We start from the raw sequence: 9,547 nt of genomic DNA on the forward strand, positions 1-9,547 counted from the left end.
GGCCTGACACCGCTTAAATTGACATTAGCAGGTTCCGCCATTACCGCTTTATTTGCTTCCTTTACACAAGGACTATTGGTATTAAATGAGACTGCACTTGATCAAGTATTATTTTGGCTTGCCGGTTCCGTGGCAAATCGACCAATCGAATTGCTAATCACTGCATTGCCCTATATGGCTATCGCTTTGGCAGCAACTTTCTTGCGTGCCAAAGAACTTAATGTATTGAGTATTGGAGACGATGTGGCAGTCGGGCTTGGTCAACGGACTATTTGGATTAAATTTTTCTTTGGTGCTTGTGCTGTGGTTTTGGCAGGGTGCGCCGTTGCTGTCGCTGGGCCTATTGGCTTTGTCGGCATTATTATTCCCCATTTAATCCGTTCTTTAGTCGGACTTGACCATCGCTGGATTCTTCCTTATTCAGCCATAGGGGGAGCCATACTTCTATTGTTGGCGGATATAGGAAGTCGCTATGTACTCATGCCTCAGGAACTACCAGTTGGTGTCATGACGGCTCTAATTGGTGTGCCGTTCTTTATTTTTGTGGCTCGCAGAAAGCTGGGGATTTAACAAATGAAAATTTTCAATCGAATAGATTTTACACGTCATCCTGTGATTGCCACTATCCTTGTGTTTGCTGCAGTTATTATGGTAATGCTGCTTTCTGCGGGGTCTGGGGAATTCCCACTATCTCCGAGCAAAGTACTTGCTGCTTTATTCGGTTATGGAGAAGAGTTCGACCGCATCATATTGATAGATTTTAGATTACCTCGTATTATGATGGCCCTTTTTGTAGGTATGGCACTGGCAGTATCTGGCGCAATCCTGCAGGGCATCACGAAAAACCCACTGGCATCTCCTGATTTAATAGGAGTAACAGCCGGAGCTTCATTCGCTGTAGTTTTATTTCTATCTCTATTTTCAGATGAAAATAATGCCCTCACCGTCAGTATTCAGTGGTTACCCTTATTCGCCTTTTTAGGTGCTACGCTAACCGCACTGATTGTCTTTGCACTATCATGGAAAAACGGCATCGCGCCGTTCCGACTTCTTTTGATCGGGATTGCAGTTGCTGCTTTTATGCAAGCAGGGACAACCATCTGGATTTTGATGGGTCCTATTTATCAAGCTAGTCAAGCAACGATTTGGACTACAGGCAGTATTTATGGAGCCAATTGGTCTCAAGTTTCGGTGTTGATGCCATGGGCTCTTTTATTGATATTGATTTCTCTCTTACTTCGTCGACAAATGAACATTTTGGAACTCGGCGATGATATTGCAACGGGGGTAGGGTCGAAGGTTAACCGAAATCGAGTCGTTTTGTTACTGATAAGTACCGGATTGACCGGTGTGGCAGTTGCGTTTGCTGGAGGAATCGGATTTGTTGGATTGCTTGCTCCCCATATTGCCAGAAGAATCGTGGGACCTAAATTTCAGTCGATGGTGTTATTTTCAGCGGGTGTTGGCGCATTGCTTGTCCTCATTGCAGACTGGATTGCACGTGTTGCATTTGCCCCAATTGAAGTGCCCGCAGGTGTTTGGACTGCAGCTGTAGGTGCACCGTATTTCATTTTCTTATTAATGACCCAACGGAAAAAAGGTAGCGCATAATGAAGAACCTCATAACGAAAGACCTGGCATCCAGTTTCCGATGGCATATGGACGAAGACGCATTGTATACACTGACCTTTGATCAATTATTTGATTCACAAGTCCGTGAGCACCTTTTTTCACGTTTAATGAGTGAATATGGAAGTCCTTCAAGAGGGCATGCCGCTTCGATGACAGCAAAACGAATCGGTTATATGGCAGCTCTCATGATTTATGCCCGTATTAAATATGGGGTTGTAGTTGAGGCAAACGAATGCCGATTTATTACCATTGAGGATAATTCCAAAAATTCTAGTTGGCTGCCAGTTTATTCGTTTCCAATCAATACTACTGAACCACTTCATACAACCGTTCAGTGGATTTCAAAAAATCTATATGCATCTTTATTGGTTCCGATGGTTGAGATGCTTGCAAAAGAAAAAGGCATTTCCCGTGTCGTATTGTTCGAAAATATCTTTACCTATGTAAAATGGATTTTGGAAACCGTACTCAAAGATCACGATACATTTCAGCGGTTAATCGATTTACCAGCCGAGGAATACGGGATGAGCAAACAACATCCCATCTCTTTATACGCATGTCATCAAGGGACAACACGCAAAACATGTTGTCTGTATTACCAAACGGAAGGTGCCAGCAAACCGTGTAAAAGCTGTCCACTGTAAATACCAAAAAAGCTTGGGCATTTTTCTGTCCAGGCTTTTTTCGTTCTAAGTTGCTTTTCATACGTCAATGTTGTGTTTTCAGAAGAAATGTCCGATATCCTATCGTCCCATGTCATTGCATAAAAAAAGATGAGTACAAGACTCATCTTTTCTAACACTATTAATCTAAGATTTTAATTTTGACTGTTTTACGACCCCAAGTTACTGCATCTTGCTCTTTAGCCATGAACAGATCAATAGTTTGACCTTTAATTGCACCACCAGTATCGCCGGCGATTGCTTCCCCATAACCTTCAACCCATACACGTGATCCCAATGGAATGACAGATGGATCTACCGCGATAACTTTTTGGTTCGGATTTGCACGCAAGTCAATACCCGTTGCTGTAGTACCAGAACATCCCGAGCAATAAGCGGTGTATGCTGTTGCTGTTACTGTCATCTCTTTAACTGAAGCTGAAGTTTGTACGGCAGCTGGTGCCGGAGCAGATGCTTTAGCAGTTGATTGAGATTGAGCTGGAGCTTTTGCTTTATTAGAAGCAGGTTTAGCCGTTGTATGCGCAGAAGCAACTTTTGTTCCTTCCAATACTAACTGGTCACCTGGGAAGATTAAATCACCAGAAATATTATTCCAAGTTTTTAATTCCTTAACTGTTAAGTTGTGCTTTTTAGCGATTTTGAAAAGTGAATCACCTTTTACAACAACATGTTTGTTTACTTTGTCTGCTACTATAAGTTCATCTGATGGATATATAAGAGTAGACTCTAAGTCGTTCCAATCTTGTAAATCTTGTACGCTAACATTGTTGTCCTGGGAAATAGACCACAATGTATCTCCTGATTGTACCGTATGGACGCTAGATGCAGATGCTTGTGCTGCCGTCCCTACTGATAGTGCTGCAATTGCAGTTAGTGCAACGATTTGCTTTTTCATAAATGAATTTCCTCCTTTTCACTAACGAAAACAAGCATACCACCCCCGCATTGCAGATCAATTGCAAAGCCGTGTGTAGAAGTTATCAATTGCGTGACAGGATTCGACACCTTGTTATATTTGTAATATATACGTTTATGTCCATATTTTATGGATAACATCCAACATCATCTATTTTTTCTTAAAAATACGTTTTCACATAAAGTCTCTGTAAAAATTGCGATTTCCTTCTATATAAAGAAAAAACATCTTTCCATGTGGAAAGATGTTCAGACTGTAGACAAACAATAATATGAGTATATACCTGTTTACTATTGAAAAAGATCGGATGCAAGAAAATGTTGATTTCCATTGCGGCGGGCACGGCTTCAGTCTCCTCGTCATTAGAAAAACCGGTGCTCCTGCATCGCTTTGCTAGCTTCGTCGCAAACGAATAGTGCAAACTTACATTTGCACTATTCGTTTCCTGCTATTTTCGTTAAATTCCTTTACACTGAAAAAAACAACATCAAGGAGGAAGTTCATCATGGCACTTCATTCATTTCATTTAACCGCAAATTGGCCCGGTCTCCGTAATGACGTAGGCACTATTGATACCGCAAACTTACATACCGTAGTTTCGATTCCACCAGAAATGGATGGACCAGGTATTGGAACAAATCCCGATGAAATGTTATTGGGTGCAGCCGCTACTTGCTACATTATTACACTCGCAGCTATGCTCGAACGAAGCAATATTGAAAAAGAAAGTTTGACGATGACGTCTGAAGGCATCGTTGATATTACAAATGGAATCATCACATATAAAAAAATCATTCATCGTCCCCATCTTATTTTATGTTCCGAAAAGGATTTGGATTTAGCTCGGAAACTGTCGCAGAAAGCCGAAAGCTCATGTATGATCAGTCGAGCATTAAAAGGAAATGTGGAAATCGAATTAGAAGCAAACCTGGAAGTTAATTAAACTCTATTAGAGAAGAGGGATCAGATGGATTTACAGTTACAAGATAAAATTGTTCTCGTGACCGCATCGAGTAAAGGTTTGGGAAAAGCAACGGCTTTGGAATTTGCAAAAGAAGGCGCAACCGTCCTATTATCGAGCCGTAATGTAGAGACATTGGATAGCACTGTTAAAGAAATCCAGCAGCTGACAAATAATCCGAAAGTCTATTACAAGAAATGTGACATGTCTTCTGTAGAAGACCTACATGCTCTTTTTTCATGGGTATCAAAAGAATTCAATGGTGTGGATATTTTAGTTAACAATACAGGTGGACCAACAGCTGGAGGATTCAAAGATGTAACAGACTCGGATTGGATGGCGGCATTTGAGAAAAACTTACTGAGTTATATCCGTACGACTCGTGCTGTTTTGCCTCACATGCAATCAAATGATTTTGGACGCATCATCAATATTGCTTCTTCTTCAACAAAAGAAGTGATTGATGGATTGATTCTCTCCAATACGTTCCGTTCCGGAATGGTCGGAATGACGAAAAGTCTGGCCCGTGAATATGCAAAGTATAATATTTTAGTGAACACGATTGGTCCTGGACGCATCGCTACTGACCGTGTGGCAGAACTTGACCATCTGGCAGCCAGTCGCCAGAATGTCTCTATAGAAGACATTGTCAAATACAGTGAGAGTCTTATTCCTATGGGKCGTTATGGACAGCCAGAGGAATTTGCCAAAATCGTATTATTCTTGTCTTCCCCCTTAAATACATATTTGACTGGTCAATCTCTGGTGATTGACGGCGGTATGTTAAAAGCGTTATAACTTTTCGCACCAGTCTTTCATGGATTGGTGCTTTTTTCAATTAATAAAAAAAATCCATTCTCTGAATAGAACGGAAGGATGACAAGAATTTTATGATAGACCCTTTCCGCCTAGTGGGGAAAACGTATTCATCGTATTCATTCCCTTAATAAGAGGGCGGCCTTTTTGTATCAACATTTTTACTGCATCAAGTGATAGAGAAGCTTTATGTGCTTCTGCGTTTTGCCAAACTTCAGTAACCCAAATCCCATCTGGTACTTCTTCTTTTACACTAACGATATAAAGCTCACATTCTTCCAGTGTGTTCATCGCCTCTGCAGCTTCCAACAATATACCGACCAATTCATCACGTTTACCTTCAATGGTCGTGATTTCTCCAAACATACCAAATCTGCTCATCATATTCTCCTTTACATACCAACCGGATATTGAGGTAATTTCAGGTGGAATGTGGTTCCTTGATCAATCACACTGTTCACAGTCATTTGTCCACCGTGATCATTAATTGTGGTAAATACTTGTGTTAACCCTAAGCCAGTGCCATCACTTTTACTTGAATAGAAAGGAGTTCCAAGCAAGTTTAGTTTATCTTTCGGAATACCCACTCCCGTATCACTGATTTTCACATGGACTAGGTCATCTTGAAAGTAATGCTCTATTCTGAGCTTTCCTTTTGATGGCATCGATTCGATTGCATTTTTTATCAAATTAAAAAACGCTTTCAAATATAGATTTTTCTTGCCATAAATATGTTTCCTACAATTCCTTATATCCATTTCAAGTTCTATATTATATAGCTTGTCCTGAAATAAGAAGACGATTGAATTCAACTCTTTACATATGTCGATCTCGACTAGCTGTTCTTCGTAAAGGTTCGGCCTAGATACTTGAAGTAAATTTTGCAATGTGTCGATGGCCTTCTCTAGTTCGCTTTCCATCGTGAATAAATAAGGATGTGAATTATGTTCTTTCAATAATTGCAGGAAACCTTTTACTGATGTAAGAGGATTTTTTACTTCATGTGCGATTCCAGCAGCAATCTGCCCAATTGAAGCCAATTTTTGTCGGTCATTTAACATTTTTTCAGTTTCTTTTCGAACTGTGATATCCCGCAATACGGTTTGAACGGCTCTTCTGTCACCGAATTGTACCGGATGACAGTATAGCTCGACATCGACCAGCGTCCCATCAAAACGCGTAATTGTTTGTTCGATCATGCGAGTCGGTTCATTTCCAATCATGGTTTTTTGAATTTTTTCCCGAATCATGTCCTTCATGTCGTCCTGAAAAATGTTTAAGAAATCCTTGCCAATGAACTCATCTTTTGAACCTCTTAGAAAATTCGAGCCGGATTGGTTAATATAAAGAACTTCTTGATTAACATGAATAATGATGGTTTCTACAGAGTATTCAATTATCTGACTGTACATTATTTCGCTATTTACTTTCGATTCCATAGACTCTAACACTTGATTCATGATTCGGCTCCATTCTACATTGGACTGGGCAAATATGTGAAGGATATCTAAAAAAACCGTTACAAATTGATAGTTACTCCAATGAAATATCTAATTAATATGAATTTTCTCTTAATTATATATATTGTAACTGATAATTTCATGAATGAAAACATATATTTACCATTTTTAATGAAAATATCAATGATTTTTAAGAGTTTCATCTAAAATAATTAGTATTATGTTCTTCATTGCAAAAAAAATCATATTTTCTTCTCGATTTTTCTATCTTTTTACCTAGCATAAAAAATTCTATTATTACTTAATAGAAATCCAAAATCTTCTCTTCATCACGCCTTCTTCCGTGATGAATAAATCGTCCTCTATTCCTCCGTTATTCATAATCACTTTAGCAGAACCTACATTGTCTTCATCACAGGTGATTAGAACTTGATCAATCTGTAGCTCTTTACATTTTGTTAAAACTTCTTTTAACAAGTAGGTTGCGTACCCTTTTACGTTCACTTGGAAGAATACCATATCCGATATGTCCTCCGATATTCCGCAAAAATTCGTTCAGTTCATGACGAATATCAACCATGCCGATTATTTGATCTTTACCGTCTATTAAAAAATAATGGGAACTTGGAACCCATGGATGTTCTCCCTTCGCACGTAAGTCCAATGCGAATAAAAACTCTTCATATGTATCAAATCCCGATAAATCCATACTACTCGGAACCATTCGATCGGAACCCCACTTCACCATGAAATTTTCATGTTGTTGTTTCCACTCAAGTGATGGTTTGACTAATCTCGTTCATGTTCCTCCAAATCAATTAAACGTTTAATCAAAAAAATAGTTACAGATACTTTTCAGGATAATTTAAATATTCTCATTTCTCTCATTATATGTGAAAAGCACCACTTTTGAATAGAGTCCAATTTGTTTGCGATTGAACAAAATAAAAACGAGGATTCTCTAGGAATCCTCGCGTGCATTTATTTTTTGTAAAAGTTTTTTTGATCGCTTTTCACTGCATCCTGCGGTGAATCAGAAGAACCGAAATTCTTAACATCATCAAAGCTATCTTCGTAATCTCGGACGCCACCTGTATCTTTTATTGGGTGTTCCGTCGAAGAACCAAGAATGTCTTCTTCCGGTGGTCTACCATCCGTGCCAAAATCATGATTTGCATGTTCAATGCACGTACGTGCAGTCGGCAATGCTTCCAGTCGTTCAAACGGAATATCTTCCCCACATACGGTGCAAATACCATATGTTCCATTTTCGATAGCCTGCAAAGCTGATTCTATTTGTTCGACTTCCTCTTCTTTATGGTGTTCAATTGCCATTTCTGTATTTTGATCAGTTAAATCCGTCGCGTTATCAGCCGGATGATTATCATAATTGGATAACTCCGTTGTTTCTAAATGATGGTCTTCATGAAGACGGTTTTTCACATCTTCCAGATCTTGAGTAAGTTGGACTTTTAGTTGTTTCAATTGTTGATCATTCATAAATAGTTCCTCCAAGTTCTTTTCGCTTTCCCTATCTATTTCCTTTATTGTGGAAATCAAACCTTCTTTTGAAATTTTGAATGAAAGGCGTATGATTATAGAAGAAAACTGGAGGAGGAATTCGCCTTGTCTAAAAATCCTTATTTACTTGTTACCGGAGGCGTTTTTGCTTTGTTTATTGCCATGAGTATCGGCCGCTTTGCCTACACGCCAATTCTACCTTTTATGCAACATGAAAGTGGCTTCTCTACCCGATTTGCCGGATATTTGGCATCATGTAATTATGCTGGTTATTTGGTAGGTGCCGTGATTGCAAGCGTCGTTCCTTTAAAGCGCAACCGGGCCATTTTTTTGCGTATTTCTATTGTCATCAGTATTTTATTAACGTTAGTCATGGGACTTACATATAATCATACCGCATGGATGGTCTGGCGATTCCTGTCCGGCATTACAAGTGCACTCGTCTTCGTCCTTGCTTCCAGTTTGATATTGGATCAGTTGGCCAAACAAAGTAAACTCGGTCTGGTCGGTGTCATGTATGGAGGGGTTGGTCTAGGAATTTTCGTATCAGGCATGCTTGTTCCACTATTAATAAACAAGTTTCAGTATGAAGGTGCCTGGATAGGACTTGCGTGTTTGGCAGCAGTATTAAGTATCGTAGTCTTCTCAACTGTTAAAGAAGACCACGCTGAACCGGCTATTAGTTCAGCTGTGAACATCTCAACCCCATCCAAAACACCAAAATGGCTACTATGGTTACTCGTAGCGTATGGGTTGGAAGGATTAGGTTATATCGTAACAGGCACATTTATTGTAGCCATCGCAGAAATGACTCCCGCTTTCAGTGGAAACGCTACAAGTGTCTGGGTATTAGTCGGTTTGGCTGCAATTCCTTCGTGTATCATATGGGCTTATTTTGGCAGTAAATTTGGCTACATGTTGTCACTGATGATTTTATTGATTATCCAGTCAATTGGTATCGCTTTGCCAGCCCTGTCTGAATCTTCTACAAGCTTTTATGTGAGTGCTATTTTATTTGGAGCTACTTTTATGGGGGTTACCACTCTTGCCACAGCATATGCTCGTAACAAAAATCCCCATGGCAGTGCGAGAGTTATCGCAATCATGACCACTATTTATGCACTGGGACAAATGTTCGGTCCCTCTATAGCAGGAGTTTTAACTGCCGAGACCGAAAGTTATGCATTAGCAATTTCTTGTGCAGCATCTGTAGTGTTTATCGGTGCACTCTTCTTATTGCCTTTAATCAAGCATGAAAGGTTGGAAACTAAAAATGATGTTAATTAAACAAATCGACCATATTCAATTGGCTGCTCCAATAGGAAGTGAAGAGACAGCACRCTCTTTTTATCGGGACGTTCTTTCTTTAGAAGAAGTCGAAAAGCCTGAAAGCCTGAAACAGAATGGCGGAGTTTGGTTTTCAAATGGGAGTGTTCATATTCATATAGGCGTAGAACAATCTTTTGTTCCTGCAAAAAAAGCGCATCCTGCATTCGAAGTAAGTGAACTCGAAGCATTGGCAGATCATATTCGCAGTAAAGGCATATCGGTCCTGACG

Annotated in this window: 13 protein-coding genes; 7 read left to right on the top strand and 6 right to left on the bottom strand. The window is 39.6% G+C overall.

Annotated elements, in window-relative coordinates; all coding sequences use genetic code 11:
- From AC1DSB_RS08890 to AC1DSB_RS08900, 3 genes are all read left to right on the top strand, one after another.
- The coding region (locus AC1DSB_RS08890) for a FecCD family ABC transporter permease (RefSeq protein ID WP_477586500.1) at positions 1–570 on the top strand (570 nt) is incomplete at its 5' end.
- Between the two features lie 3 nt (positions 571–573).
- The gene (locus AC1DSB_RS08895; RefSeq protein WP_477531718.1) at positions 574–1,611 is read left to right on the top strand and encodes a FecCD family ABC transporter permease; all 1,038 of its coding nucleotides are present in this window, start codon (positions 574–576) and stop codon (positions 1,609–1,611) included.
- Entirely contained in the window at positions 1,611–2,276 is a 666-nt protein-coding gene (locus tag AC1DSB_RS08900; RefSeq protein ID WP_477531717.1) for a (2Fe-2S)-binding protein, read from the top strand. The genes AC1DSB_RS08895 and AC1DSB_RS08900 overlap by 1 nt, the downstream gene beginning before the upstream one ends.
- A 160-nt stretch (positions 2,277–2,436) precedes the next feature.
- Here AC1DSB_RS08900 and AC1DSB_RS08905 read toward each other — a convergent pair whose 3' ends face one another.
- Positions 2,437–3,210 carry a 3D domain-containing protein gene (locus tag AC1DSB_RS08905; RefSeq protein WP_477531716.1) on the bottom strand — a complete coding sequence of 258 codons (774 nt, stop codon included), beginning with the start codon at positions 3,208–3,210 and terminating at the stop codon, positions 2,437–2,439.
- A gap of 526 nt (positions 3,211–3,736) precedes the next feature.
- On the opposite strand from AC1DSB_RS08905, the gene AC1DSB_RS08910 reads away from it, so the two are divergent.
- Positions 3,737–4,174: an OsmC family protein gene (locus AC1DSB_RS08910; RefSeq protein ID WP_477531715.1), complete on the top strand. Its 438-nt coding sequence runs from the start codon at positions 3,737–3,739 to the stop codon at positions 4,172–4,174.
- A gap of 24 nt (positions 4,175–4,198) precedes the next feature.
- Positions 4,199–4,990, top strand: a complete 792-nt coding sequence (locus AC1DSB_RS08915; RefSeq protein ID WP_477531714.1) for an SDR family oxidoreductase — start codon at positions 4,199–4,201, stop codon at positions 4,988–4,990.
- Between the two features lie 90 nt (positions 4,991–5,080).
- Here AC1DSB_RS08915 and AC1DSB_RS08920 read toward each other — a convergent pair whose 3' ends face one another.
- The 5 genes from AC1DSB_RS08920 to AC1DSB_RS08940 form a co-directional block, all read right to left on the bottom strand.
- A complete protein-coding gene (locus tag AC1DSB_RS08920; protein WP_477586502.1) occupies positions 5,081–5,389 on the bottom strand; it encodes a putative quinol monooxygenase in 309 nt (102 codons plus the stop codon).
- Positions 5,390–5,400: 11 nt separating this feature from the next.
- Complete coding sequence (locus tag AC1DSB_RS08925; protein ID WP_477531712.1) at positions 5,401–6,468, bottom strand: two-component system sensor histidine kinase NtrB; 1,068 nt, start codon at positions 6,466–6,468, stop codon at positions 5,401–5,403.
- A gap of 297 nt (positions 6,469–6,765) precedes the next feature.
- Positions 6,766–6,987 (bottom strand): GNAT family N-acetyltransferase, encoded by a 222-nt coding sequence (locus AC1DSB_RS08930; RefSeq protein ID WP_477531711.1) that lies wholly within the window; start codon positions 6,985–6,987, stop codon positions 6,766–6,768.
- Complete coding sequence (locus AC1DSB_RS08935) at positions 6,917–7,192, bottom strand: GNAT family N-acetyltransferase (RefSeq protein WP_477531733.1); 276 nt, start codon at positions 7,190–7,192, stop codon at positions 6,917–6,919. Before AC1DSB_RS08935 ends, AC1DSB_RS08930 begins: the two co-directional genes overlap by 71 nt.
- A 257-nt stretch (positions 7,193–7,449) precedes the next feature.
- Entirely contained in the window at positions 7,450–7,968 is a 519-nt protein-coding gene (locus tag AC1DSB_RS08940; protein WP_477531710.1) for a TraR/DksA C4-type zinc finger protein, read from the bottom strand.
- Positions 7,969–8,094: 126 nt separating this feature from the next.
- On the opposite strand from AC1DSB_RS08940, the gene AC1DSB_RS08945 reads away from it, so the two are divergent.
- Together AC1DSB_RS08945 and AC1DSB_RS08950 are read left to right on the top strand one after the other, a co-directional pair.
- Positions 8,095–9,276 carry a YbfB/YjiJ family MFS transporter gene (locus AC1DSB_RS08945; protein WP_477531709.1) on the top strand — a complete coding sequence of 394 codons (1,182 nt, stop codon included), beginning with the start codon at positions 8,095–8,097 and terminating at the stop codon, positions 9,274–9,276.
- The coding region (locus AC1DSB_RS08950; protein WP_477586504.1) for a VOC family protein at positions 9,263–9,547 on the top strand (285 nt) is incomplete at its 3' end. The genes AC1DSB_RS08945 and AC1DSB_RS08950, both read left to right, overlap by 14 nt.

Source organism: Paenisporosarcina sp. P4_E4_2 (genome assembly GCF_056401595.1).

Coding starts and splice junctions, on each gene's coding strand:
- AC1DSB_RS08940 (WP_477531710.1), bottom strand. CDS start 7,968: ATGAATGATCAACAATTGAAACAACTAAAAGTCCAACTTACTCAAGAT.
- AC1DSB_RS08900 (WP_477531717.1), top strand. CDS start 1,611: ATGAAGAACCTCATAACGAAAGACCTGGCATCCAGTTTCCGATGGCAT.
- AC1DSB_RS08925 (WP_477531712.1), bottom strand. CDS start 6,468: ATGAATCAAGTGTTAGAGTCTATGGAATCGAAAGTAAATAGCGAAATA.
- AC1DSB_RS08895 (WP_477531718.1), top strand. CDS start 574: ATGAAAATTTTCAATCGAATAGATTTTACACGTCATCCTGTGATTGCC.
- AC1DSB_RS08935 (WP_477531733.1), bottom strand. CDS start 7,192: ATGGTTCCGAGTAGTATGGATTTATCGGGATTTGATACATATGAAGAG.
- AC1DSB_RS08910 (WP_477531715.1), top strand. CDS start 3,737: ATGGCACTTCATTCATTTCATTTAACCGCAAATTGGCCCGGTCTCCGT.
- AC1DSB_RS08930 (WP_477531711.1), bottom strand. CDS start 6,987: ATGGTATTCTTCCAAGTGAACGTAAAAGGGTACGCAACCTACTTGTTA.
- AC1DSB_RS08905 (WP_477531716.1), bottom strand. CDS start 3,210: ATGAAAAAGCAAATCGTTGCACTAACTGCAATTGCAGCACTATCAGTA.
- AC1DSB_RS08920 (WP_477586502.1), bottom strand. CDS start 5,389: ATGAGCAGATTTGGTATGTTTGGAGAAATCACGACCATTGAAGGTAAA.